The sequence below is a fragment of the Pandoraea oxalativorans genome (assembly GCF_000972785.3).
In the GTDB taxonomy this organism is placed as follows: Bacteria; Pseudomonadota; Gammaproteobacteria; order Burkholderiales; family Burkholderiaceae; genus Pandoraea; species Pandoraea oxalativorans.
In genome coordinates this window covers 4,037,652-4,062,571 of record NZ_CP011253.3, presented here as the reverse complement: position 1 = coordinate 4,062,571, position 24,920 = coordinate 4,037,652, and the positions used below count along the sequence as shown (strand labels likewise).

Annotated in this window: 18 protein-coding genes and 1 pseudogene; 7 read left to right on the top strand and 12 right to left on the bottom strand. The window is 64.1% G+C overall.

Annotation, left to right across the window (positions count from 1 at the left end):
* Positions 1-202 precede the first annotated feature (202 nt).
* Positions 203-1,591 (top strand): annotated as a pseudogene (locus tag MB84_RS17830) (amidase); the annotation flags it as partial.
* 114 nt (positions 1,592-1,705) lie between these two features.
* Here the strand turns inward: MB84_RS17830 and MB84_RS29100 are convergent.
* From MB84_RS29100 to MB84_RS17790, 9 genes are all read right to left on the bottom strand, one after another.
* Positions 1,706-1,939 carry a DUF3820 family protein gene (locus tag MB84_RS29100; protein ID WP_084010060.1) on the bottom strand — a complete coding sequence of 78 codons (234 nt, stop codon included), beginning with the start codon at positions 1,937-1,939 and terminating at the stop codon, positions 1,706-1,708.
* A gap of 15 nt (positions 1,940-1,954) precedes the next feature.
* Positions 1,955-2,596: a LysE family translocator gene (locus MB84_RS29095; protein ID WP_084009851.1), complete on the bottom strand. Its 642-nt coding sequence runs from the start codon at positions 2,594-2,596 to the stop codon at positions 1,955-1,957.
* A 185-nt stretch (positions 2,597-2,781) separates the two neighbouring features.
* Positions 2,782-3,750, bottom strand: a complete 969-nt coding sequence (locus MB84_RS17820; RefSeq protein WP_046292728.1) for an ABC transporter substrate-binding protein — start codon at positions 3,748-3,750, stop codon at positions 2,782-2,784.
* A gap of 77 nt (positions 3,751-3,827) precedes the next feature.
* Positions 3,828-5,084: a c-type cytochrome gene (locus tag MB84_RS17815; protein WP_046292727.1), complete on the bottom strand. Its 1,257-nt coding sequence runs from the start codon at positions 5,082-5,084 to the stop codon at positions 3,828-3,830.
* A 126-nt stretch (positions 5,085-5,210) separates the two neighbouring features.
* Positions 5,211-6,074: an ABC transporter ATP-binding protein gene (locus MB84_RS17810; protein ID WP_084009850.1), complete on the bottom strand. Its 864-nt coding sequence runs from the start codon at positions 6,072-6,074 to the stop codon at positions 5,211-5,213.
* Positions 6,068-7,213: an ABC transporter permease gene (locus MB84_RS17805; RefSeq protein ID WP_211279317.1), complete on the bottom strand. Its 1,146-nt coding sequence runs from the start codon at positions 7,211-7,213 to the stop codon at positions 6,068-6,070. Before MB84_RS17805 ends, MB84_RS17810 begins: the two co-directional genes overlap by 7 nt.
* 23 nt (positions 7,214-7,236) lie before the next feature.
* Positions 7,237-8,205: an ABC transporter substrate-binding protein gene (locus MB84_RS17800; protein WP_245725577.1), complete on the bottom strand. Its 969-nt coding sequence runs from the start codon at positions 8,203-8,205 to the stop codon at positions 7,237-7,239.
* A gap of 178 nt (positions 8,206-8,383) precedes the next feature.
* Complete coding sequence (locus MB84_RS17795; RefSeq protein ID WP_046292725.1) at positions 8,384-9,271, bottom strand: class II aldolase/adducin family protein; 888 nt, start codon at positions 9,269-9,271, stop codon at positions 8,384-8,386.
* Positions 9,272-9,304: 33 nt separating this feature from the next.
* Positions 9,305-10,402 (bottom strand): LLM class flavin-dependent oxidoreductase, encoded by a 1,098-nt coding sequence (locus MB84_RS17790; RefSeq protein WP_046292724.1) that lies wholly within the window; start codon positions 10,400-10,402, stop codon positions 9,305-9,307.
* Between the two features lie 251 nt (positions 10,403-10,653).
* On the opposite strand from MB84_RS17790, the gene MB84_RS17785 reads away from it, so the two are divergent.
* The 6 genes from MB84_RS17785 (at position 10,654) to MB84_RS17760 (ending at position 20,688) form a co-directional block, all read left to right on the top strand.
* The gene (locus MB84_RS17785; RefSeq protein ID WP_084009848.1) at positions 10,654-11,934 is read left to right on the top strand and encodes an acyl-CoA dehydrogenase family protein; all 1,281 of its coding nucleotides are present in this window, start codon (positions 10,654-10,656) and stop codon (positions 11,932-11,934) included.
* Positions 11,931-12,596 (top strand): cysteine dioxygenase family protein, encoded by a 666-nt coding sequence (locus tag MB84_RS17780; RefSeq protein WP_084009847.1) that lies wholly within the window; start codon positions 11,931-11,933, stop codon positions 12,594-12,596. Before MB84_RS17785 ends, MB84_RS17780 begins: the two co-directional genes overlap by 4 nt.
* Positions 12,597-12,662: 66 nt before the next feature.
* A complete protein-coding gene (locus MB84_RS17775) occupies positions 12,663-14,306 on the top strand; it encodes a rhodanese-related sulfurtransferase (RefSeq protein ID WP_425415867.1) in 1,644 nt (547 codons plus the stop codon).
* 111 nt (positions 14,307-14,417) lie between these two features.
* A complete protein-coding gene (locus tag MB84_RS17770; RefSeq protein WP_052652541.1) occupies positions 14,418-15,617 on the top strand; it encodes a glycosyltransferase family 9 protein in 1,200 nt (399 codons plus the stop codon).
* A 332-nt stretch (positions 15,618-15,949) separates the two neighbouring features.
* Positions 15,950-18,211, top strand: a complete 2,262-nt coding sequence (locus MB84_RS17765) for an autotransporter outer membrane beta-barrel domain-containing protein (protein ID WP_052652539.1) — start codon at positions 15,950-15,952, stop codon at positions 18,209-18,211.
* Between the two features lie 152 nt (positions 18,212-18,363).
* Positions 18,364-20,688: an autotransporter outer membrane beta-barrel domain-containing protein gene (locus MB84_RS17760; RefSeq protein ID WP_052652537.1), complete on the top strand. Its 2,325-nt coding sequence runs from the start codon at positions 18,364-18,366 to the stop codon at positions 20,686-20,688.
* A 124-nt stretch (positions 20,689-20,812) separates the two neighbouring features.
* Here MB84_RS17760 and MB84_RS17755 read toward each other — a convergent pair whose 3' ends face one another.
* The 3 genes from MB84_RS17755 to MB84_RS17745 form a co-directional block, all read right to left on the bottom strand.
* On the bottom strand, positions 20,813-21,361 hold the full coding sequence (locus MB84_RS17755; protein ID WP_157122779.1) for a hypothetical protein: 549 nt from the start codon (positions 21,359-21,361) through the stop codon (positions 20,813-20,815).
* Positions 21,358-22,278 carry a winged helix-turn-helix domain-containing protein gene (locus tag MB84_RS17750; RefSeq protein ID WP_046292720.1) on the bottom strand — a complete coding sequence of 307 codons (921 nt, stop codon included), beginning with the start codon at positions 22,276-22,278 and terminating at the stop codon, positions 21,358-21,360. Before MB84_RS17750 ends, MB84_RS17755 begins: the two co-directional genes overlap by 4 nt.
* A gap of 113 nt (positions 22,279-22,391) precedes the next feature.
* A complete protein-coding gene (locus MB84_RS17745; protein ID WP_046292719.1) occupies positions 22,392-24,743 on the bottom strand; it encodes a hypothetical protein in 2,352 nt (783 codons plus the stop codon).
* Positions 24,744-24,920 lie beyond the last annotated feature (177 nt).

The following is a 24,920-nucleotide window of genomic DNA, read 5'->3' as shown; positions in this document are numbered from 1 at the left end:
CAGGAAAGCCAACGCGGCCCGATGAACGTCGGGCCGCGTTTTTTTTGCCTCGCAACGTCACTGTGGATGCGCGATTCCCGATAGCGAATATATGAAATAATTTCTTCGCTTCGGTATCGGGCCGGGATTGGCCGACAATGACGCATCCGATTGAGACGTCGCACCGCATGACGTCGATACCACCCATAGCGAGGAGAGAGACATGGCCGCCGTGCCGAACCTGAACGACATCGTCGCACTCGACGCGCTGGCACTGTCCGACGCCATTCACCGTCGTCGCGTGTCCTGCCGCGAGGTGATGCAGGCGTATCTTGCGCACATCGCGCAGTACAACCCCGAGGTCAACGCCATCGTGTCGCTGCGCGACGCGCAGACGTTGCTGGCCGAAGCCGACGTACGTGACCGTCAACTGGCAAGCGGCGAATCGCTCGGCTGGATGCACGGCATGCCGCACGCGGTGAAGGACATCGCGTCGTGCGCCGGATTGCCCACGCGCAAGGGTTCGCCGTTGACATCCGACGCCCCGGACACGCAGGACAGCATCAGCGTGTCGCGCATCCGGGCGGCCGGGGCCATTTTCATCGGCAAGACGAACGTCTCCGAGTTCGGACTCGGCTCGCACAGCTACAACCCCGTTTTCGGCACCACGGTCAACGCCTACGACCCCACGCGTATTGCCGGTGGCAGTAGCGGCGGCGCGGGCAGCGCACTGGCGCTGCGCCTGTTGCCGGTGGCCGACGGAAGCGACTTCATGGGCTCGCTGCGCAACCCGGCGGCGTTCGGTAACGTCTACGGATTCCGGCCGTCGCAAGGCCGTGTGCCGTACGGTCCTGCACCGGAGGTCTTCGTGCAGCAAATGAGCACCGAAGGACCGATGGGACGCACGGTCGCCGACGTCGCGCAACTTCTCGACACCCAGTCCGGTTACGACAAACGCAGCCCGCTGTCGATTGCGAACGGTGCGTCCCGCTTCGCCGGTGCCTTGCAGCGCGATGTCAAGGGAATGAAGCTCGGCTGGCTCGGTGACTACGGCGGCTATCTGCCGATGGAAGACGGTGTGATGGCGCTGTGCGAGGCATCGCTGAAGGACTTCGGCGCGATCGGGTGCGACGTCGAGGCGTGCGCGCCCGACTTTGCGCCTGACCGGCTCTGGCAGACGTGGCTCACGCTGCGTCACTGGATGGTGAACGGCTCGCTCGGCGAGATGTACGCCGATCCGGCGCGTCGCGAGAAGCTCAAGCCCGAAGCGCAATGGGAGGTCGAAGGCGGCGCGTCACTGCGTGCGACCGACGTATTCCGTGCCTCCATCGACCGCAGCGAGTGGTATCGCTCGCTGGCGCGTCTGTTCGAGCGTTACGATTTCCTGCTGCTGCCATCGGCGCAAGTCTTCCCGTTCGACGCGCAGACGCATTGGCCGACCTCGGTCGCAGGCAAGCCGATGGACACCTATCACCGCTGGATGGAGGTCGTGATCGGACCGACGCTGGCCGGACTCCCGGCGATCAGCGTGCCGGTCGGGTTCGACGCGCGCGGGCTGCCGATGGGTTTGCAGATCATCGGTCCGGCGCAGGCGGATCTCGCTGTATTGCAGCTCGCACACGCGCATGAGCAACAGACGCAATGGGTCAAACGTCGTCTGCCGCCGATGCTCACGGGGCGCTGGCGCGATCCGCCCTCGCGCGCAATGCGCAGGCGCGCGTCCCGCTTATTTCGGACGCGCCTGCGCCCGCAGCGGCTTGAGCAGTTCGCCGAGCGCGTTGTGGTCGATTTCGTGCATCAGCGCGAGCAGGCGGCCGATCTCATTGGAGGGAAAGCCTTCGCGGGCAAACCAACTGAGGTAGTTGCCCGGCAGGTCGGCGATCATCGTGCCCTTGTGCTTGCCGTAGGGCATGGGCGTGGTTACGAGACGCATCAGGGCGTCGGCGTCGAAATTAAGCATGAGCGCAGGTATAGCTCAAACCCGCGACGTCAGCAACTGCCACCCTGCCGCACCGAAGACGACGGCCAGACAGCCGTCGAGCCAACGGCGGACGCCGAGGTACACACGCCGCGCGGTTTGCGTCGAGAACAACATCGCGTAGCCGCAGAAGATCATCAGCCCGAGCATTGCGCAGCCGGGCACGACGGCCACCGGCATGCGCCCGTCAGGCCCCGACGACAACGCGACCACGGACATCCACCCCAGCACCGCCTTCGGATTGGTGAGATGGAACAGCGTGCCGCGCACATAGAGGCGCTTGAGGGACAACACCCCGTTGGCGTCCGTCGGCACGAACGTCGCTGCCTTTGACGGACGCAGCGCTGCACGCCCCGACTTGAACGCCAGCCACAGCAGATAAGCACCGCCGAAGAGCTTGAGCGCGACGAGAAACTGCGCGTAGGCGAGCAGCGTGGCCGAGATCCCGAGCATGGCGACCGTCGCCCAGAACAACGAGCCGGACATGACGCCCAGTGCGAACGTGAGCGCGGGACGGCGGCCGTGGTTGGCGGCAATGGACATGATCGCGAGATTGCTGGGACCGGGACTCGCGGCGTTGACGAAGTACGCCGTGAAGGCGACCAGAAGATGGGCGGAGAGCGCGGTGCTGACGATCATGGCGAACCTTTTACCCGATGACCGATCCCCGGTGAGGGGCGAGCAGACGGGCAATCTGACTGACGGGGAATCGTCAGAGTGTCGGGGCGCGCCTCGCCTGGCGCCATAGACAGTTGGCGTGATTTCTACCGTGCCAGTTGGCGATCGGTCTGCCCTGCGCCCATCCGCTTAAGCGTTGCGCACAGTCACACCTTGCCGGAGAAGCGCCGGTCGAAGGTCGGGCGGACGTCGAGCGGCTGACGTAGCAATCCGACCTGCGCGTAGAAGTCTGCGGTGCGTTGCTGTTCGGCAACGAGTGCGTCGTCGATATTGCGCCATTTCGTGGCGCGCCGCGAGAACTGGAGCTTCGCCGCTTCGGCCGGAATGCCGATGATGCGCGCCATCGCGGCCGAGTACGCGTCCACATGCTGATACGACCAGACTTGCGCACGCACCACCCGGGCAAGGAAGTCGCGCAGCACTTCCTGTTTGGCGGCGATGGCGGCGTCCGTGGCGGCGAGATAGCTCAGCCCCGACCACAACCCCCGCCCGTTCACCAGCACCCGTGCACGCCCGGTCGTCTCCGCCACTGCCGTATAAGGCTCCCACGTGGCCCAGGCGTCGACCGAGCCACTCGCCAATGCGGTGATCGTATCGGCGGGCGGAAGGAAGCGGAAATTGACGTCGCCCGGCGCAAGCCCTGCCGCCGTGATCGCCTTGAGCGTGACGAAGTGCCCGATGGAGCCGCGCGTCGTGCCGATGTTCTTGCCCTTGAGGTCGGCGGCGGTGCGCAGCGTCGCGTCGGGGCGCACGAGCACGGCGGTGCCGAAAGCGTCCGAGCGATTGGCGCCGATGATCTTGATGGCCGCGCCGGCGGACAGCGCGAAGATCACCGGGGCGTCGCCGATCGGCCCGCAGTCGACGGCACCGGCGTTGAGCGCTTCGGCCAGCGGCGCGGCGGCGGGGAATTCCGTCCACTGGATGTCGTACGGTAACTGCTTCAGTTCGTCGGCCGCTTCGAGCAGCGCGCGCAGGCCGCCCTTCTGGTCACCCGCCTTGAGGACAGGACGTCCCGATTGAGCGAACGAAGTGCCGGGCAGGGTGAGCGTGGTCAGCGCGCCGGCAGCGCTGGAAGTCGTGACGTACTGCAGGAAACGGCGTCGGGAAATCGTCATGATGAAAGCCTGTGGTGGATCGGAAGGGTCTTGAGGTTGAGGGATTGGCGGTGCGCACAGATGGGCGTCAATGCGCGTCAATGCACGAAGCCGCCTTTGACGAAGCGCACCGGGTCGCCATCCATCTCGCGCAGCGTGGCGGTGAGCGGGTCGCGTGCCGACGATTTGTCGCCGTCTTGCAGTGAGATCGACGTCGTGCACATCAGACCGCCGTCTGCCCAGCCGCGACGTCCTGCCGGGGCGAGCGCGCGCAACCAGCCGTCGCGATCCGCCAGCCACTCGGTGCCCGCCAGACCGGACGCCGGAGCTCCCGCGATCTGCGCGAAGACCTGCCAGGCCTCGGGGGCATCGGCGACACAGTCCGCACGGGTGCCGAACAGCGGCGTGACCTCACCGGGTGTGCGCTGAGTCGTCGCTGTGGCTGCGGTAGCCACCTTGCGCACGGATGCGGCCGCCGGTCCCGTTGCCTGCGCGTCGCCGCGCCGGACCAGCAGCGTGAGGAATCGTGGGTCTTCGAACGGTGGCGGATGCGCAGCGTCGACCGCCACTACGCGAACGCGCTGATGGCCGCGCCATGCACTCAGTGCACGGTCGGGACGGCCCGCGCATCTCACTACCATCGACGGCAGCGCAATCGGCACGGGCCAGCTCCCCCCGGCGGCCATGCCTGCGGACGCGGACAGCACGCGCATGTAATCGAGGGCGGCCCACACTTCGCGGTCGCTCAGGCGGCCGACGAAACCGGGCATGGTGACGCCCTGGTCGTCGCGCATGCCGTACAGCACGTGCCAGAAGAGTTCCCCGTCGGCGCGACGGCTCAGCAGCGCACTCGCCATCGTGGGCGGCCAGCGCCTGAGCGTAGCGGCGCGCGGCCCCTCGCCGCGTCCATCCACGCCATGACAGGCGGCGCATTGCGCCGAGTAGACGCGTGCGCCGCGCGCGATGCTGTCCACCGTGAAGCCCGTCGGACTCGTATGAAAGCTGGTCGGCACGGCGGCCGTCAGCCACAACCGGGGCGATGGCCACGGCGCGAGGATGAGTGCACCGATGGCCGCCGCCGTTAGCCAACGCCACGCGCGTCGCCAGCACACGGCCAGCAGCACGCAGACGATGGCGAATGCGATTGCCGCGAGCATCCACGCGAACTGCCGGGCGAGCGCCACGTCGATGACGAGGTTCTCCCCCGCGATGCGCAGCGCCCACGGCCACGCGGGTGCGCCGTGCGAATCGTCGGTGATGCCGAGCGCATAGAGCGCGCCGAGCCACGTCGACTGCACGAACTGCAAGGCCTGCAGCAGCGCATTGAGCCAGAGATGGGAGGGTGGCGAGGTCATCGGACGCACACCTCATGGGGGCGGTCCGATGACGGAATCGACGACGGATTCGGCAACAGCGGGCGGGATGACATCGGAAGGATCAACGACATTGCAATGCAGCGAACGACAGCACGCAGTTCGGAATTACCAGCTTGCATCGAGCCCCAGATGTCGGAGCGCTTCGTGGCGCAGTTCGGTGATGCGGGCGTCGCCGCGATGACGCGGATAGGGCAGGTCCACGTGCAGCTCTGCCACGATCTTTGCCGGGCGCGGGCTGAACACGATCACGCGTTGCGCGAGGAACAGCGCCTCCTCCACGTCGTGCGTGACGAGCAGCGCTGAGAACCCTGCGCGCTGCCACAACTCGACCAGTTCGCTTTGCATCGCCAGCCGCGTGAGCGAGTCGAGCTTGCCGAGCGGTTCGTCGAGCACGAGCAGGCGCGGGTCGTTCACGAGCGCACGGGCAAGCGCGACCCGTTGCGCCATGCCACCCGAGAGTTGGTGCGGAAAGGCGTCGGCGAACTCGGAGAGGCCCACGCGCGCGAGCGCCGCATCGACACGATGACGCTCCTTCCCGAGCACGCCGCGCGCTTGCAGACCGAGTGCGACGTTGTCGCGCACAGTTCGCCAGGGGTAGAGCGTCGGGTCCTGAAACACCACGATGCGCGACGGATCGGGGCGTGTGATGGCGGTGCCGTCCTGCGTGATGGTGCCGCGCGTAGCGGTCTCCAGACCGGCGACAAGACGCAGCAAAGTGGACTTGCCGCATCCGCTCGGGCCGAGTAGCGCAACGAATTCACCGGGCGCGACTTTCAGATCGACGCCGTCGAGCACTTGCAAGGGCGACTGACGCGAGCCGAACCAGTGACTCACGCCTTGAATGTCGATCTGTGCGCCGGTGTCGTTGGCTGAGTGTGCGCCGTCGTGAATCGACGGCGATGTCAAAGCGGCATCCGCACCTGCGAACGCAGGGGAAGACGTTGGAGAAGAAGCGGCGACGCTTACCATTTGACGGTTCCTTTCTGCCAGGCGAGTGCGCGGTCGCGCACGGTGAAGAGCAGCGTGATGACGCCCGAGAAGAGCAGGGCCATGACGATCAGCGCGGCGTACATATTCACGTAAGACGCCCAGCCTTGCGCCCACGTGAGATACCAGCCGAGACCGGACTTCACGCCCATCATTTCGGCTGTTACCAGCACCGAGAACGACGCGCCCAGTCCCATGAACAGGCCGACGAAGACATTCGGGAGTGCGGCGGGAATCGCCACGCGCAGCACCAGAAACGCTTCGGACGCGCCCAGCGTGCGGGCCACGTCGTAGTAGCTCTTGTTGACGCCTGCGACACCCGACCACGTAAGCACGGCCACGGGAAACGCCGTCGACAACGCGATGAGAAAGGCCGCCGCCGAGTAGCTCGACGGGAAGAAGTAGAACGTGAGCGGTAACAGTGCCGTGGCGGGCACGGGGCCGAGCACGCGAAGCACCGGATGCACCCAGTAGCCAATGGCGCGCGACCAACCGATCGAGACGCCGATCAGAAAGCCCGCGATCGCACCGAAGCCGAAGCCCAGTCCCAGCAGCTTGAGCGTGTTCGCGGCGCTGTCGCCGAGACGTCGCCAGTCTTCCGTGTAGACCTCGATGAGCGCTTGCGGCGGCGCGAAGAACGGCGTGGGCAGCGAGCCTGTCTTCGCAGTGAGGATTTCCCAGGCGGAGAGCGCCACCGCAATGGCTACGAGCCACGGTCCCGCGCCGCTCAGGGCTTCACGCAGGCGCAGCAGCGGCGGTGTTGCACGGCCAGCGACGGACAGCACGGCAAGCAAGGCGGCCACCGCCAGCGCAAACACACCCAACTCGTCGGTGAAGGCCCAGTCGGAGAAGCCGACGACCTTGTTCGGCCAGCGCAGTGTGAGCGCGCCGAAGGCCGCCCACGCCAGCGCGGCGGCGAAGCCCACCCCCCATAGTGCAGACGTACGCGGGGCGGCAAACAACTGGTCGATTTCGGTTTCGTCGAAGGCGGGGATGCGCGGCACGGAAGCCGCGCTCGCCGTACTTGTCCGCAGCGCGGACCCTTCGGCCTGTTCCGTCAGCTCAAGCGCACTGGCGGGCGATGCACCGCGCAGTGCGGCGTTGTCGAGAATGGCACTCATGATCACTTGTCCGGGAGGTGCGCTCAGCCCAGCACGTTGGCGTAGACGTGTTGCGCGAGTTTCTGCGGATCGGTCGTCTTCTTGAGCACACCGATGCGGCGGAAGTCGTCGGCGAAGTACGCGATCTCATCGCGCAGGTCCACGCCGGTCGGGTGATGGGAATAGGTGAGCGTGGCGTACAACTTGCGCAAATCCTCGGGGCTGATCTTCGGCGAATACTTCGCAAAGATCTTTGCGGCCTCGTTCGGGTTCTCGTTGACGAACTCGGTGGCCTGCACGATGGAGCGTGCCAACGCACTCGCAGCCGCGCGGTCGTTGCGCACCAGATCGCCGCGCGCGCCGATGACGCAGCACACCTTGCGGGCGTACTCGCCGGTGAGGTTCGTCGCCAGTTCGACGTAAGCGCCGTTGGTGCGCTTCTCCAGCAGATAGAGGTTCGGATCGCCGTCGGCAATCGCCTGAATCTCGCCCTTGTCGACGGCGACGCCGAGCAGGTCCGCAGGGTACTGACGCCAGGTGATGTCGCGCTCGGCGTCGATGCCGTTCTTCGCCAGCAGAATCTGGAAGAAGTGCTTGCCCGGTGCAGCCAGATCCGACACACCCACCGTCTTGCCCTTGAGTGCGGCGAGCGACGTAACGCCCGCCGCCTTCGAGCCGAGCAGGCGCACGCAGCCGCCGTGCGAGCTGCCGATGATCTTCACGTCGAAGCCCGATTCGAGCGGCTTGAGCCAGCGGTGAATCATGCCCACGGCCGCGTCGGCCTTGCCTGTGGCGATCGATTCGAGCAACTGGTCCGTCGAGCCGCTGTAGTTGATCAGGTCGACTTGCAGGCCGTTCTTCTCGAAGAAGCCGCGCTCCTGTGCGGCGACGATGGGCGTCAGGCAGAACGAGTTCTGGTTCCACGCAAAGGTGAGCTTCTTCGGCTGCGACCATGCCTGACGGCCAAGTAGCAGGGCGGGCGCGGCGAGCGCGGCAGCGGTGCCCGCGCGCAGCACCTTGCGGCGACCGGCGTGCACGTCGGTTTGCGTGGCGGTGCCGCTGATACCGGTCGTGCCAGCGGTCTTGTCGGTGTGGCGGAACTTCATGGGTACGACTCCCCTGTTGATTTCTGATGTTTATGTGGCTGACGCTTCAGTCGAAGACCTCAGTCGAAGAAGTCAGTCGAAGAAGTCAGTCGAGCAGATCGGGCTCGGCTTCGACGAGACCTTCGTAAAGGCTCTCGAACGAGTACAGCGCGCCTTCCGGACCGCCGACCTGACTGTGCGTGTGACGTGCCGTCGCTTCGTCGATGGGTTGCGGCGTGCCTGCCGCTTCGGCGAGCAATTGCGTGTGCGCCACGTTCTCCAGCGCGATGTACCACCACGCGGCGGCTTCCACGCTCGGACCGGCGGTGAGAATGCCGTGGTTTTTCAGGATCACGCCCTTGACCGTGCCGCTGCCGTCGGGCTTGTTCAGGGCATGCGCAATGCGTTCACCCTCGCTGCCGTCGACCACCATGCCGGTGAAGTCGTCGAACAGTGCGTGGTCTTCGAAGAAGCCGCACGAGTCTTGCGTGAGCGGATCGAGCGCGCGGCCCAGCGTCGACCATGCTTTGCCGTAGGTCGAGTGCGTGTGCGCGGCGGCGACCAGATGCGGATGCGCTTCGTGGATCGCGGCATGAATGGCAAACGCCGCCTTGTTCAGGGGGCGGTCGCCGACCACGGTCTCGCCTTTGGCGTTCACGAGCAACAGGTCGGAGACCTTGATGCGCGAGAAGTGCACACCCAGCGGATTGACCCAGAAGTGATCCGGCAACTCGGGATCGCGTGCGGTGATGTGACCGGCGAGTCCGAGGTCGAAGCCGTGACGCGCAAAGATACGGAACGCCGCAGCGAGCCGCGTCTGACGATGGCGGCGCTCGGCGAGGATGTCGCTGCGCACGGGCGGTGCGTCGAACCAGAAGCGCTGCTGCGGCGCGGCGTTGAGCACGAGACCGGTCGGCGTGGTCTTGGTCTGGGCGGGTGGGGTAGACGTGGTGCGTCCGAAACTATGTGTGTCGACGGGCAGAACGGCTGCCATAGTGTTTTTCTCCGTGTCGTGTGGGGACGCCGCTCAGGCGGCGCGACGCGTGGCGTCGTTCTGGCGGTCGCGCTCGGCGACCAGCGTGCGCAGACGCGGAATCAACTCGCGGCCGTAGTCGATTGCGTCGCCCAGCGGATCGAAGCCACGAATGAGGAACGTGGTCACGCCGAGGTCGTAGTAGTCGAGCAGGGCGTCGGCGACTTGCTCCGGCGTGCCGACGAGGGCGGTCGAGTTCGAGCGTCCGCCGATAAGCTTGGCGATCTCCGTCCACAGCACTTTGTCCAGTCGCGCGCCCTTGTCGGCAGCGGCAAGCAGGCGTCGTGCGCCTTCGCTTTGCAGCGCCGAGCCTTGCGACACACCGGCGGCTTCGCGGATCGCCCTGGCTTGCGCCAGAATCTTGTCGGCGCGTTCCCACGCCTTTGCTTCGGTCTCGGCCAGCACCGGGCGGAACGACACCGAGAAGCGCGGCGTGCGACCATGCACGGCGGCCGCGGCGCGCACGCGCGTGGTGATCTCACGCACCTGATCGAGCGATTCGCCCCACAGCGCATAGATGTCCGCGTGTTTGGCTGCGACTGCCAGTGCAGCGTCGGATGCCCCGCCGAAGAAGATCGGCACATGCGGCTGCTGCACGGGTTTGACCTCGGAGAAGCCCTGTTTGAAGCGGTAGTACTTTCCGTCGTGATCGAACGGCGTGTCTTCGGTCCAGATGCGGCGCAGGATGCTCAGGTACTCGTCGGTGCGCGCATAGCGCTCGTCATGGAGCAGAAAGTCCCCGTCGCGCTGCTGTTCTTCGTCCGATCCGCCAGAGATGAAGTGAACGCCGAGGCGGCCGCCGCTGAACTGATCGAGCGTGGCGATCTGGCGGGCGGCGAGCGTCGGCGCAACGAAGCCCGGACGATGCGCGAGCATGAAGTGGATGTTCTCGGTCACCGTCGCCGCATAGGCAATCGTGAGCGTGGCCGACGGGCTGGTGGAGTGATGGGGCACGAGAATGCGGTCGAAGCCGGATTGCTCGTGAGCGCGCGCAAAGTTGCGCACGTAGTCGCGGTCGACGGCAGCACCCTTCTTGGGGTGAATTTCGGATTGCTTACTGCTTTGAATCATGCCGATGATTTCTACGCTCATGACGACGTTCTCCTTGTGGGGTGGGGACGCGTGCACGGCGACGTGGGTCGGTTTGCGCTACACGCCCATCGATCGGAACAGACGGTGAATGGGAGTGAGCCTACGCAAACAATCATCGAGCGTTAAATAATCATTTACGCAAAGATTATTCGATATGGATGGTTGGGCGCGGCGCCGCCGGGCCTTACGCTAGGGGCACTGCGTAAAGCGGCGCACCGGGCGTCGAACGCGTATTTGCTTATTCCAAAATCATGGCTTCTTCAGGTCTCGCACATTCCGGCGCGGTGCTGCCCCTGCCGCCCCAGCCACGTGGAGATGGCCCCGCACGTCACGCGCAACTCGATGCGCTCCTGCCCCCGATCACCCGCGCACTGGCCGAGAGCGCGACGGCGCTCGATCGCGATGCACGTTTCCCTTTCGACAACTTCGCGCTGCTGCATCGTCACGGGCTGATTGCGGAAGTCGTGCCGCGTGCGGCGGGCGGTGGCGGTGGCGGTCTCGCGACGGCGCGTCGCATCGTCGGTGCCGTCGCCAAAGGGGAATCGGCCACCGCACTGGTGCTGACGATGACGTATCTCCAGCATCGCTCGCTCGTGCGCGAAAGCACGCGCTGGCCGGAGGCGCAGCGTCGCGCGGTGTTCGAGAGCGCGGTGCGCGACGGCGCGCTGATCAACGCGCTGCGCGTGGAGCCGGATCTGGGTACGCCTGCCCGGGGCGGGCTGCCCGCGACGATTGCGCGTCGCACCGAGACGGGCTGGCGTTTGTCCGGCCGCAAGCTCTATTGCACGGGCATTCCCGCGTTGCGCTGGCTCAGTGTGTGGGCACGCACGGACGAAGCGGAGCCGCGCGTCGGGGTCTTTCTGGTGCCGCGTCCGGCGGGGGGCGAACAATCGCCGGACCGTCCGGGCATTCGCGTCGTCCAGAACTGGGATCACCTGGGGCTGCGCGCGTCTGCCAGCCATGAGGTCATTCTCGAGGACATCGATCTGCCGTTCGGCAATGCCGTCGATATTCGTCCACCGAACGAATGGGCGCCAGCCGGTATCGGCCAGCGCGACAACGATGCGCACATCGAACAACAGGCGTGGATGAGTGTGCTGCTGGGTACGCTTTACGATGCGGTGGCGCGTGCGGGCGTCGACTGGCTCGTGACATTCCTGAACACGCGTGTGCCGGGCAATCTCGGCGCGCCGCTGGCCACCTTGCCGCGGGTTCAGGAGACAGTCGGCGAGATCGCCACGTTGCTGCACGTGAACCAGCGTCTGCTGGACGCGGCCGCGCAGGCGGCCGATGCGGGAGAACCGGATGACGATATCGCCAGCGGTGCGCTAAAGTTCACGGTGACGGGCAATGCGATCCGGGTCCTCGAACTGGCCTTGCAGCTTTCCGGCAATCATGGACTTTCGCGCAACAACCCGCTTGAGCGCTATCATCGCGACGTGCTGTGCAGCCGTATCCACACGCCGCAAAACGACACCATACTGGGCGCTGCCGGTCGGCAGACGCTCGCTGCTTTCCGGGAATTCGCATGACTGGTACGACCGAAGTGCTGGATGGCATCGCCTTGTCGCGCGACCTGCCAGCGCACGATTACGACGCGCTCGATCCCTTGCGCACCTTCGTGGCCGGGTTCTCGCGACTGTTGGATCGACGCCCCCATGAAACCACGCTGCTCGAAGAGGGGGCGGGCCTGCTCGCTCAACTGGTGGCACGCGACGATTGGCTGCCCGCTGCGTTCGCCACGCCGCATCCCGACCATTACCAGCAGTTCCTGCTGCATTGCGATTCGGCGCAGCGCTTCTCTATCGTGAGCTTCGTCTGGGGCCCCGGGCAGCGCACACCGATTCACGATCACACCGTATGGGGGCTGATCGGCATGCTGCGCGGCTCCGAGGACTCGCAACCGTTCGTGCTCGATGCAAAGGGCGTTCCCGTCGTGGCGGGCGAGGCAGTGCGGCTTCTGCCGGGCGACGTCGAGGTGTTGTCGCCGCGTCTGGGCGACATTCACCGCGTGAGTAACGCCTATGCGGATCGCGTGTCCGTGAGCATCCACGTGTATGGCGCGAACATCGGCGCGGTGCATCGCAGTGTCTTTACCGAGACGGGCGAGCGCAAGGGCTTCGTGTCGGGCTACGCCAACGCCCAATTGCCCAATCCGTGGGGCAAGGCGGCGCCGCCCGCCGACAAGCAATAGACAAGCCATCGCCGGGCAATCGCCAGGCATCAACGTTTCGACGTCCGACGAATTCAAGGAATGACCGTGTCCGAGCTTCCGAATCACACGACCCCCGATGCGCCATCGCAGGCCGCAGCGTTCCCCGAACTGACCTACGCCGACGTGCGCGCAGCGTTGCTCGCGCGTGAGGAAATCGCACTGCTCGACGTGCGTGAAGAAGACCCGTTCGCGCAGACGCACCCGCTGTGGGCTGCGAACCTGCCGCTCTCGCGCGTGGAGATCGACGCATGGGCGCGTATACCGCGCCGCGACACGCGCATCGTCGTCTATGGCGTGCACGATGGCGAAGACCTGGCGCCGCGCGCCGCCGTCGTGCTGCGCAAGCTGGGTTACACCGACGTCAATCTGCTGGCGGGCGGTCTGGACGGCTGGATTGCCGCCGGTGGCGAAGTGTTCCGCGACGTGAACGTGCCGAGCAAGGCGTTTGGCGAGTGGGTCGAAGGACTGCGCCACACGCCGTCGCTCTCGGCGCAGGAAGTGCAGGCGCTGCTCGATGCGGATGCCGACGTCGTGGTCGTCGACGCCCGTCGCTTCGACGAGTATCAGACGATGAACATTCCCGGTTCGACGAGCGTGCCCGGTGCCGAACTGGTGCTGCGCGTTCGCGAGCTTGCGCCGGACCCGGCCACGCGCGTGATCGTCAATTGCGCGGGGCGCACGCGCAGCATCATCGGCACGCAATCGCTCGTGAACGCCGGACTGCCGAATCCCGTAGCAGCGCTGCGTAACGGCACCATCGGCTGGACGCTGGCCGGTCAGACGCTGGAGCGCGGCGCGGACCGCCGTCACCCGGCGACGGTGCGCGACGCCACGCTGGCCGTTGCCCGTGAAGGCGCGCGCGCTGTGGCGGATCGTGCCGGTGTGCGCCGTGTGGCGCTTGAGGACGTGCCGTCGCTGAATGCACCGGGACGCACCGTCTACCGCTTCGACGTGCGCACGCCGGAGGAGTATGCGGCGGGGCATCTGCCGGATTTCGCCAACGCACAGGGCGGTCAGCTGGTGCAGGAGACGGATCACCAGGCACCGGTGCGCGGCGCATGGATCGTGCTGGCGGACGACGACGGCGTACGCGCCGACATGACCGGCTCGTGGCTCGCGCAAATGGGCTGGACGGTGTACGTCGTGGAGCCGCACAGCGCGCATGCCCGCAGCGCGCAAGGGGGCTGGCCGCTGCACACGCCGAGCGCGCCGGAAGTCGCCACCGTCACGCCCGCGTTGCTCGCACGCTGGCTCGACGAAGCCGCGCCGGGGCAGATCGCGGTGCTGGACTTCACGTCAGGCGTCAATTACGTCAAACGACATATCCCCGGCGCGTGGTTCGTGATTCGCGCGCGTCTGGCCGAAGCGCTGCGCACCATCGGGCCGGTGCAGCGTTATGTCCTGACGTGCGGATCCAGTCTGTTGGCGCGCTTCGCTGCGGACGACCTGCAACGTCTCACTGACGCCGAGATCGTGGTACTCGAAGGCGGCACGCAGGCATGGATCAACGCCGGGTTGCCGCTGGAGTCGGGCGAAACGCATCTGGCCAGCGCGCGCGACGATCGTTATCGCCGTCCGTACGAAGGCACCGATAACGCGGCCGAGGCCATGCAGGCCTATCTCGACTGGGAGTTCGGTCTCGTCGACCAGTTGCATCGCGACGGCACGCATCACTTTCAGGTGGTGTAAGCCGTCAACGTCCAGAGCATTCGGCCGAATCTGCCGGGGCGCACGCCGTCCCGGCGGTGCGCCCGTGGCATACTCCGGAACTTCCGGCGCTGCCCCGCATTCGATCCGACCATGCCACTTCCGCGTTTCATCACCCGCCGACTGGAGGCGCTCACCGAACCGAGCACCCGCATTCCGTACGCGTGGGTGTATCACGAGCCCGACGTCTTCATGCAACGTACGTCGGCTTTCACCGTCGCCAAGAAATACCTCCACCGCCGGTTGCGTCTTGCGATGAGCGGGCAACTGCGCCATGAGGTGCGGCACGTCGCACCGCAAGCGCGCGTATTGTGGATATACGGTGGAAAGCACTCGGTGGGCGACGCCGTGATGGATATGTCGGGCCGCGCGCTGCTGCGCGAACGCGAAGGTCCCGTCGATCTGCTCATCAGCCCGGGGCTCAAAGCGGTCTTCGAGGGAGACGACATCTTCCGAAATGTCTTCGACGATCCGGCTGCGGTGAATCCCGCCGAGTACGACGTCGTCGTCATGCAGGAATTCAACTACCCGACTTTGCGCATCAAGCGACGCTTTTTCTCGACGCTCCCCTTCGCGTGCCTGTTCCGATTTTTCCACGGCCCGGACCGCAATCAGACGCAATTCAGTCTGGCAGCCGTCAACGATGTCTTCGGCCTGGAACTGGCGTCGGACGAACTCTTTGCGCGGGCGAAGCCGTATCTGCGCGAAGAGACGGATTTACCGGCGGTCATCGCGAACCAACTCCCGACGGGATCCTTCGTTGTGCTGGCGATGGGAGGCGTGGAGCCGCGCCGTACCTATGCGCATTGGCGCGCGTGCCTCGATGCCTACGATGCAGCGTACTTCCCCGGACTACCCACAGGTATCGTGTTGTTGGGTTCGGGCAACGGGGCCGACGCCGCCCGCGCGCTCATGGAAGCGAAATTCCGGCATCTCGAAATGGTGTCGTTCGTCGGCCAGTTGACGCTGCGCGACGCGAAGCGAGTGATCGCGAATGCGTCGCTGTTCGTCGGCGCCGATGGCGGGCTGATGCATGTGGCGCACACCACGCGAGCGCCGAGCGTGTCGCTGTTCGCTGCGGCGGAGCCACCGTATCTGCGTCTCACACCGCGCTGTCAATCGACGCCCTTGCAGACGGAGAGCGACGTTAGCGCGGTCGATCCGGTCGAGCTTGCCCAGACGATGGTCGCGACGCTGGCGGGCGCTCCCTCGTTCGTGCCGAATCAACCCAAATCTCAGCCCGCATCGCAGCCCCAAACGCTGCCGACTTCTACACCCAGCGCTTCGCGCTGAGGCCATTTTTCCGTCTTGCGCCGTCTCTGGGCGCTTCGCGCGCCGGGACGGCCGCGTCCCGAGCATTACACGTTTGCGTCGCCTCGGCACCTGTCAACGTTGACAGGTGCGGTTTCGCGCGCCGGAATCTAACGTTGAATGAACTAAAACGCTGCAACTCCATGATTTCATAGGGTTTTCCCTTGCATTCGGAGCGTGGCGCGACGGACTGCGACCGTGGGGGGAACAGCCTGGGCGCGCCAGGGGCATTCTCCGGCGGACTGCACTGAGGGGCGCGTCCGTCGGCCTTGTCGTATCGAGCGGTTTGTTATGCGTGTGCGTAGGAGAACCGTATGAAAACGTCAAAGCCCGTGACGCCGACGCGTCATCAGATTGCTCAAGCCGTTGGCGTGGTGCTGACCTGTCTCGCAGCGCAGGCGCATGCCGGAATCGTAGACGGTGTCACCCAGACAGTCACCGCGCCTGGCGACCCCGCGGAATCATGGCAGGTGCATAACTCGGGTTCGCTCACGGTAGATCCCGGTGCTGCGACCAATGCGATCCTCGTCGATACCGACAGCTCGCTGACACTGAACGGTGCGGCGGTGGCGGCGACGGTGACGACCAACCCGGGGGTATCGCTGCTCAATACGAATGGTGTCATCACCAATTCGACCATCAGCAGCGTCGGTGGCCCGGGCCTGACGCTTGGCGGCGCCGGGGGTAGCACCATTGCACCGAGCGCGACGGTCACCAACAGCACGATTTCCGGCGCTGCGATTGGTGCGCAAGTCAGTCTGAACGGCACGCTGACGCTGAACAACAGTACGATCAGCTCCGGCAGCGCGACGGTTGGAGGAGGCTTCAACGCGGGGGTCGCCAACTTCGATTCCACCGTGATCATGAACGGCGGGTCTTCCAGAGGGGTGAACGGCTTCTGGGTCGCTACCGGTGTCGGTGGCAGTACTTCGACGACGACGCTCACCGGCGCGAACATCGTCGGGACCAGCGGCGCGGGGATACTGATCCAGCCACAGCCGGGACAAACGACAAATCGCACGGCCACGCTGCTCATCAATGGCGGTACGACGATTTCCGGCGCCGACGGCAACATCATCAAGGCCAACGGCCCAATCACTTCCGCTATCACCATCGACGGTTCTCCGCAAACAGGCAACGTGACAGGAGACGGCACCGCGATCGTCAATCTGACGTTGCAGAACAACACGACGTTGACCGGGTCGCTGGTCAACCTCACCTCGCTCGCGGTGAATTCGGGGTCGAAATGGGCGCTCGCCGGTAACAACACGGTGCCGACCGTCACGATGAACAGCGGCACCATCGATATTTCCGGTACCGCTGCGGGCACTGGCACGTTCCACACGTTAACGGTGGGCACGCTCTCGGGCAACGGCGCATTCAACATGAACACCAACATCGCCACGCATAGCGGCGATCTGCTTGCCGTCACCGGAAACGCGACAGGGGCCTATCAGTTGCACATCGCCAACACCGGGGCGGAGCCGTCCGTCTATGCGCCGTTGACGGTGGTGACGACTGGCGGTGGGGGCGCAGCGTTCTCGCTGGTCGGCGGTAAGGTCGATGCCGGGGTCTACCGCTATGACCTGCGCCAGGACGGTAACAACTGGGTACTCGCCAGCGACGTTCCCGATCCGGCCGATCCCGGGGGGCCCGATCTCACGCCGGGGGCGCAAACGGTCATCGGTATCTCGGGCGTTGCGCCTACTGTCTGGTACGGCGAGCAGGCCATCCTGCGCAGTCGCCTCGGTGACGTTCGTCTCGCAGTTCAAAGCAACAGTGGGGTGTGGGTCCGCACCTTCGGCAGCCAGTTCCATGCAACGCCGGTCTCGGGCGTCGATTACCGGCAGACGCAGTACGGTGTCATGGGGGGCGCCGACGCGGTGGTGGGCAAGGCGTGGGGGGGGACATGGCTCGTCGGCGGATTGCTCGGCACCAGTCACAGCAAGCTTGCGTTCGACGGCGGGTCCACCGGCGGTGTGAACAGCTACACCGCAGGCTTGTACGGCACATGGCTGGGATCCACGGGCTACTACTTCGAAACAGTGGCCCGCTATAACCACTTCCAGAACGACGCGAACGTCATCATGAGCGACGGAGAGGGTGCCCACGGCAGCTTCGGCGAAAACAGCTTCGGTGTGACATTCGAGTTCGGTCGTCACATGAAGTTTGCCAACGACTGGTTCGTCGAACCGTACGTGCATCTGGCCGTGTTGCGAGTTGGGGGCGACGACTTCACGCTGACCAACGGCATGGCGTCCAACACGGACCATACCAGCTCGGTGCAGGCGCGCGTGGGCGCGGCGTTTGGCAAGACGGTGTCGCTCTCGGGCGGGGGCATGATTCAGCCCTACGTGAAACTGGCGCTGGTGCAGGAGTTCATCACCAGCAACCGGGTTACGGTCAACGGCATCACCTTCAACAACGATCTGTCGGGAACGAGATTCGAGTTCGGTGCCGGTGTGACAGGGCAACTGCGCAAGAACCTCCAGCTCTATTCCGAAGTGGCGTCGAGCGTCGGCCATCACATCAATCAGCCATGGGGGTTCCAGGTGGGGGTGAGGTACACGTTTTGACGGCGAATCGATATATCAATAAGCGCCGCTTTCGATGAGATTGAAGGAATATTTATGAAGTTCAGTGAATATTGGTGTTTTTTAGTGTGATTTTGATTTTTTGATAGCGGTTTACCCTACGCTGCGCGTCGTTAACTTTATAGGAAACGACGATGACGCGTACGACGACCAAGGGCACGACGCCCGCCATGCATTCGGTTCGGGCCATCAGCTTCGCGGTTGCCGTGGTGCTGAGTGGTTTTGCAGTTACCGCCAGCGCGGCCGAGCTCGACGGTGAAGAAATAGTCCTCAAAGGCGATTACGGCGACGAAGGCTGGATGCTGACCAATGGGGCCAGACTGTTTATCTTGCCGGGGGGAACGGGCAACCCTGCCTTCATTCATCTGCAAGCGGAGTCGGGGGCGCGGGCAGATATCGACGGCGTGCGCATGATCGGAAATATCAAGGCGGGGGCGACGCCCGGCGACCGGGGATTGATCTATGTCGGCGTTGGCAGCAAGGTCTGGGTGCGCAACTCCTATATTCAGTCGCTGGATGACTATGCCGTCATGGTCGGAGGCCAGCCCTTCGGAACGGAGAGCAACGGCATTCCGATCTTTGATATGGAGCACAGCACCATCGTAGGTAAAGGGCGCGCTTTGCTGGTTCGTGAGGGAGCGCAGGCCAGCATCAACGGATCGACCATCATCGGCAGTTTCAACGACGCGAACGGTCGCGCTACGAACAATGCGCTTCAGTTGCAGAATGCGACGGCCAACGTTTCCAACTCGACGATCAAGGGAGGCGTGGATGGTGTTTTCATGGTGACGGACCAGTCCACAACCGAAGCCACCAGCACGCTGAATCTGTCGAATACGCGAGTCGAGGGCGAGCGTGGCGCGGCGATCCGGATTGACGACCATGAGCGAAACAGCCCGCTGACCGCGAACATCCTCATCGCCAACGGCAGTGAACTGCACGGTGGCAACGGCAAGCTGATAGAGGCAGGCTACGCTTCCAAATCGGATGCGCCGCTCATCGTCAATGTCGAAGTCAACAACAGTCGACTGACGGGGGACTTCGATTTCAATGACTACGTTGACAGCGACGTGACCATCACCAATCACGGCTCGCTCACGGGTCGTCTGCTCGGCACCGACAAACTGACGCTGTCGGATAACGGTGCGTGGAATCTGGTCGAAGATAGCCGTATTGCCGACCTGAACATGCGGGGCGGAATCGTTGACATTCACGGTACGGCGGCCGAAGGCACGTGGCACACCTTCGACGTCGAAAAACTGGCCGGAGAAGGGACGTTCGCCATGCATGCGGATCTGGAAATCGGCGTGGCAGACAAGCTCAACGTGAACGATTCGCAGGCATCGGGCGCCTATGCGCTGCTGGTGAAGAACACCGGTACGGAAGGCGTCGTCGATACGCAACTCCTCGTGGATCAGGCCGGTGGCGATGCCACGTTCTCGCTGGTCGGCGGCAAGGTCGACGCAGGGGTGTACACCTACGAACTCAAATCGGCTGGTGAATCGGGCGGTGAACAGTCGTGGTATCTGGAGCGCACCGAAGAAATTTCGTCGGGGACCGCCACGGTGTTGGGCATCCACAATGCGCTGCCCACGGCGTGGCTGGGCGAGCACAGCGTGTTGCGCTCACGTCTTGGCGAAGCCCGTATGGGTGAGGGCGACGCCGGCGGTGCATGGGCACGCACGTTCGGTACGCGCTTCAACGCGAAGCCTGCACTGGGTCAGGGCTACAGCCAGGATCAGTTCGGGGTGCTCGCGGGTAGCGACGCCGTTGTGATGCGCGGCGATCACGGCTATTGGCTGGTCGGCGGCATGCTGGGTACCAGTAACAGCCGCCTCAAGTTCAATTCCGGTTCGACGGGATCGATCGAGAGTCATACGGCAGGTGTCTATGCGACGTGGCTGGGCAAGAACGGCTACTACTTTGACGGGGTGTTGAAGTACAACCGCTTTGCCTCCGAACTTGACGTTCGCATGAGCGACGGTGTGCGCAGCAAGGCCGATTTCGTGTCGCATGGCGTGGGCCTGTCGGCAGAGCTCGGTCGCACGATCTCGTTGCAGAACCAGTGGTTCGTCGAGCCATTTGCACAAGTGGCTGGCATGTCGGCCGGAGGTTCGGATTTCACGCTGGATAACGGCATGCAGGCCAAGTCCGGACGCACCTCGTCGGTCCTGGGTACGTTGGGCGTGAACATCGGGAAGACGTTCGAGACGTCGAAGGGCACCTTCCAGCCGTACGTGAAGCTTGCCGTGAAGCATGAGTTCGCCAGCGGCAACAGCGTGCGGGTGAACGACATCGAATTGCAGAACGACATCTCCGGCACGCGATTCGAAGCGGGCGCCGGGTTGGCCGCGCAAATGACAACTAACCTTCAGGCCTATGCCGATGCCAGCTATTCGGTCGGCAAGCGACTGGATCAGCCTTGGGGCGTCAATGTGGGGGTGCGCTACCGCTTCTGAGTCTCCGAAGGTGGGGCGTAGCGTATGCAATGCCCTTTTGTGCACCTGGTGTGCACTTGGCCTGACAGATTTGCCTCTGTCAGGCTTTTTTCATTTGCGGTGCGTTCAACGCGTTCGACGCGACTTAGCGAGAGACGGGCGGGGGCGGCGCTGCGCAGAACACGCGAGGCTGTTCGTTGAATCCGACGCTCATCCCGGAGCCAGTGCGCATCGCCTGAAAGTAGTCGGTATGACCGGGGCGAAACCCTTCATAGACATATCGGAAGACCAGGTCGTCCGGGGCATTGTCGGTGGCGAGACGGCTTGCGCGAACGGTGTTCACGCGCATCATGCTGTCGAGCGCCACGTACTCGAACTCACTCATCCGGTGCACGACACTGAGCGCATCGACCTCGCGAACGCGTCCTGAAAAGCGCGCCGTGCCGGTGCCGTTGCGCGCGTAGTCGGATGCCATCGTGCCTACGACATGCACCAGTTTTCCGTCCGTCGTGACCGTATCGAATTCGATGTCCGAAAGACATCGCCAGTCGACGCGTTTGTCGGGCACCAGCCACCACGCGGCCATCCACGGAATGACGACGGCGGCTGCTACGCCCAGCCAAAGCGTGCGTCGGGAAACGTGTCGGGAACTATGCCCGGTCTGCGTCGGATGCGTGTGCGGGGATGGAATCATGGCGTCAGATGATTGATCAGCAGATACGAGACGCAGTCGGGCGCCGGATGCGAGATGGGTTCGAGGCAGAGAAAGTAACTGGCCACCTCGTTGCTTTGCGATCCATTGAGATACACGAGGCGTTCCGGCATGTCGTCGATGGATGTCGGCGGCGTGCGGGAAAGTCTTGAGAGTCTGTCGTCGATGAACGCCTTATCGTTTTTCAACGACGGCGGTACGAAGACGCGATTGTCGGGCGCAGAATCGAGCGCCACCCATTGCACTGCGGGGGCGTGTGAGCGCAAGTCGCCGTGAATCGCTGGCACGACCCGTAGCGCTGCGGCAGTGCTCAGAAAGGCAATGGCCAGCCACGCGATCGTCGCTTTGTCGAGCCGAACGCGTCGGCGGGGTGTCCCACTGGCCGCTGCTGTCGCAATGGCCTCTGCGGGCGCGGACGGCGAGACCCTGTCGATGCCGACGACTGGCGATTCGACTATCGGAATTTCATCGGATGACGTCGACTTTTGGGCGATTTCCCTGTCTTCGGTGGGCCGATGTGACTCGGTGACGTCGTCGGAAGGGGCAATTGCCCGTCCCATTGTGTGAGGCGAAACCCGCTCGACGCCGACAATCCGATAGCCGATGCGAGGCAACGTCACCAGCGCTGCGGGGTCGGCCCCAAGCTGTTGGAGCGCTTTGCGGATACGCACGATGGACTGACTGAGGTTGTTGTCGGAGACGACTGCACCGTACTGCTCCCATCCCTGCGCGAGGAGTGATTTCTTGGTGACGATCGCGCCGTCGGCCTCCAGCAGGACTTGAAGACAGCGACCGGCCGCGGCGCCGAGCGGCACGCTTTGGGTGCTGTCCCGACACGAGACGAGGGCAAACGTATCCGTATCGAATCCGGCGATACCACCGATCAGAAACTTGACCATAGAAAGCGCCAGGACGACGGGCGCCCTGGCGTAGTGGGGAAGATAGGTGTGGTGCGCAGTCCGGCCAGCCTTTCACCGGTTTGCGCACTTTGTTTCACCTGATGTTACTCGTTTCACTCCAATTTTGGGGCCGGTCGCAAAGAGATCTGACGGAGCTTTTCCTGCAACGGCGTGAGTTCGCCCGTGACGGATTGGGCAGGCGTCCTGGCGCCGCCATTCAGCCGACGCTGGCGCAATTGTTTGCGACGGCTCGGGCTCGTTCTCCACAGCCGGACGAACTCGTTGAGTGCTGCCTGACGTTGCTCCGCGGTCTTGCCGCGCGTGTGGCTCAGGAGTTCTGCGGTCGTCATGCGCCGTGCGCCTTCCGGGATATCAGTGGGAGGCTCGCCTCTGCCTGTCATGTCTGTACGCTTGTCGGCGCTCGGAGGGGCCGTTGCCTTGGTGACGCCGTCCGCGCGTGTAACGGAGTAGGAAACGCGGATGTACCCATAGGGATAGGTCCACTCGGCCCTTTCCTTCGGATACCCGAAGCTCAGGTCCATATCGACAGTGTCAGGCGTGACGGTCTTTTCGAAATCGTAAACCGGATGCGGATAAATCCCGTTATCTCCGCCCCACTCGGAATAGGGGTACGGGTCGCCCATTTCGCCTGACAGGAATTCATCGGCGGTGACGTGCACACGGACGACGTCACCCGCGCGCATGTTCTGGTAGGCGCGCACGGTAATTGGGGCGTGACGGTTTGGCTCGACATAGCTCCAGAGAATATTCGCCTCGTCGAAGTCGCAAGGCTCAAGACCATCTGGCCCCCCCGGATTGTCGCTACTGTCCACTGCCTCCACTTGCGCGAGCGGGGAGATGGAGATGTTCTCTTCGAGGGTGGGGTTAATGTAGCGGGTCACGGTGTACTGGATGTCGTGCGTCCCGCTACCGGCGGCTTTGACGATTTCCCATGGCAGGGTAATCACGATATCTTCCTCGTTCACCATATCCGGGGGCTGCACGGAGACCGGCGTCAATCCGATTTCCCCGTATCGGGCAACGATCAGATCGGTCGAGGTAAAGGCAGGCGTGCCGGTGGGATTGCCATTTTCGTCGCGAGTAAAAAAAGGAACGATGAACTCGTGATCCTCTTCGATGGATGCGTCGGGAATGAAGTTCTCCCGATCGTTGTTCCATTGCGAGTGATGCACAACCGGTGCGCCCAGTGCTTCGTTCTCGGGGGTTTCCGGATCGGGGTCCTGCCCGCCGGCCTGGTTCAGATTCACGACCACGTTGTGCGGGGCCGCCGGGCGGCCGACTTCCCTATCGCCACGAAAGACGACGTAGTTGACGGGAATGGTCGCGAAGCCGTCTTCATCTTGTGTGGCATCGGCCCATTCGCCGCTGACCTCGCCATAAGGAATCTCGATCTCGAGAATCACCGGCGCTTCGCTGTCGGGCCCGGCAAACGTCACCGGCGGCTGTTCGCGCGTACCCCAAAGGACGACGATACGGTCGCCTATTTCAATGCCTTCGTGTCCCGGAATGTGGACTTCGACGGGGGTGCGAGCGTCCTCTTCGTTGATCAGTTTGATGTTGGGGGCGTTGTCGTCGTCGTCATCGTAGAGCGGGACGAGCGGCGGCTCCAGATCGGCGATACCGGGTGTCAGATAAACGTCGATGATGGTCGGCTCGGACCGGGCGCTCACGTTGCCTGCGAGATCGGTGATCTCGTAGGTGAACGTCAGCAAGCCATCGCCTGCCTGTTCGAGCAGTGCGCGGGGGAACGGGATGAGCAGCTCAGCGTTCGACTGCCCGTAGGGAATCCGAACCGGCTCGGATCGGAGTTCCGTGGCGCCGTCTGCACTTTCCACAAAGCCGACGACCGTATCGCCGTGAATACGATCCATATAGCTCGGGACTTCGCCTTCGAGGATATCGCCAAGTTCGGTGAGCCGCGCGTCGGTCAAACCGTTCTCGTGTACATCGTCCGGAAACTCGAGTTCACCCGGCACCGGTTGGCCCGGAGGGTCCAGGTCGACCGTGAACATTACGGGATCGCAGGGAGGATTCCAAACGGTCTCGAGTTCGCTTTTGCAGTCGTAGATGAAGGCGTGCGCGTCATTTATTACGTAGACGTCTGGCTCAAGCGCCATTGTGAGCTGGTTGGCGTCGATATCTGCCTGGGTGACGAGATGCTCAGCTCCGTCCCAGATGCCGTCCATGTACAGGCGATAGAGCCAGGTGGAATCCATCGCCGGGTATAACGGGGCAGTGAACACGAGCGGCTCGGTGAGATGCGCTTTCTTGATCAGATTGAACGGCGCGACATTGTCGGGGAAGTCACCCGGATGCGGCACGACCGCGACCGGATCGATCGTGGCGTCGGGCGACTGCGCGTTCTTCGTTGCGTTGCGGCGGGTGGTGCTCAGACGTGCCGGGGCGTTGTCGTTGCGAAGCAGGGCCTTACTCTTGGTTCTCATGATGAACCTCCACGCGGTGGGGAAATCGTTCCCCAAGTGTGGCGCCAAGAATCTCGGGCGGTAACTGTCAACCTTGACAGGCTGCCGAAGGCGCAAGGCGTTCGCGGCCCCTGTCAAGGTTGACAGTTGTCGGGCGACAGTTGCGGTGGCGAGATAGGAACCCTGCGTCTTTTTTCG

Bases quoted from the DNA above. Each gene is read 5' to 3' on its own strand.
- MB84_RS29100 (WP_084010060.1), bottom strand. From the start codon at position 1,939: ATGCTTAATTTCGACGCCGACGCCCTGATGCGTCTCGTAACCACGCCC.
- MB84_RS29095 (WP_084009851.1), bottom strand. From the start codon at position 2,596: ATGATCGTCAGCACCGCGCTCTCCGCCCATCTTCTGGTCGCCTTCACG.
- MB84_RS17820 (WP_046292728.1), bottom strand. From the start codon at position 3,750: ATGACGATTTCCCGACGCCGTTTCCTGCAGTACGTCACGACTTCCAGC.
- MB84_RS17815 (WP_046292727.1), bottom strand. From the start codon at position 5,084: ATGACCTCGCCACCCTCCCATCTCTGGCTCAATGCGCTGCTGCAGGCC.
- MB84_RS17810 (WP_084009850.1), bottom strand. From the start codon at position 6,074: ATGGTAAGCGTCGCCGCTTCTTCTCCAACGTCTTCCCCTGCGTTCGCA.
- MB84_RS17805 (WP_211279317.1), bottom strand. From the start codon at position 7,213: ATGAGTGCCATTCTCGACAACGCCGCACTGCGCGGTGCATCGCCCGCC.
- MB84_RS17795 (WP_046292725.1), bottom strand. From the start codon at position 9,271: ATGGCAGCCGTTCTGCCCGTCGACACACATAGTTTCGGACGCACCACG.
- MB84_RS17790 (WP_046292724.1), bottom strand. From the start codon at position 10,402: ATGAGCGTAGAAATCATCGGCATGATTCAAAGCAGTAAGCAATCCGAA.
- MB84_RS17785 (WP_084009848.1), top strand. From the start codon at position 10,654: ATGGCTTCTTCAGGTCTCGCACATTCCGGCGCGGTGCTGCCCCTGCCG.
- MB84_RS17780 (WP_084009847.1), top strand. From the start codon at position 11,931: ATGACTGGTACGACCGAAGTGCTGGATGGCATCGCCTTGTCGCGCGAC.
- MB84_RS17770 (WP_052652541.1), top strand. From the start codon at position 14,418: ATGCCACTTCCGCGTTTCATCACCCGCCGACTGGAGGCGCTCACCGAA.
- MB84_RS17765 (WP_052652539.1), top strand. From the start codon at position 15,950: ATGAAAACGTCAAAGCCCGTGACGCCGACGCGTCATCAGATTGCTCAA.
- MB84_RS17760 (WP_052652537.1), top strand. From the start codon at position 18,364: ATGACGCGTACGACGACCAAGGGCACGACGCCCGCCATGCATTCGGTT.
- MB84_RS17755 (WP_157122779.1), bottom strand. From the start codon at position 21,361: ATGATTCCATCCCCGCACACGCATCCGACGCAGACCGGGCATAGTTCC.
- MB84_RS17750 (WP_046292720.1), bottom strand. From the start codon at position 22,278: ATGGTCAAGTTTCTGATCGGTGGTATCGCCGGATTCGATACGGATACG.
- MB84_RS17745 (WP_046292719.1), bottom strand. From the start codon at position 24,743: ATGAGAACCAAGAGTAAGGCCCTGCTTCGCAACGACAACGCCCCGGCA.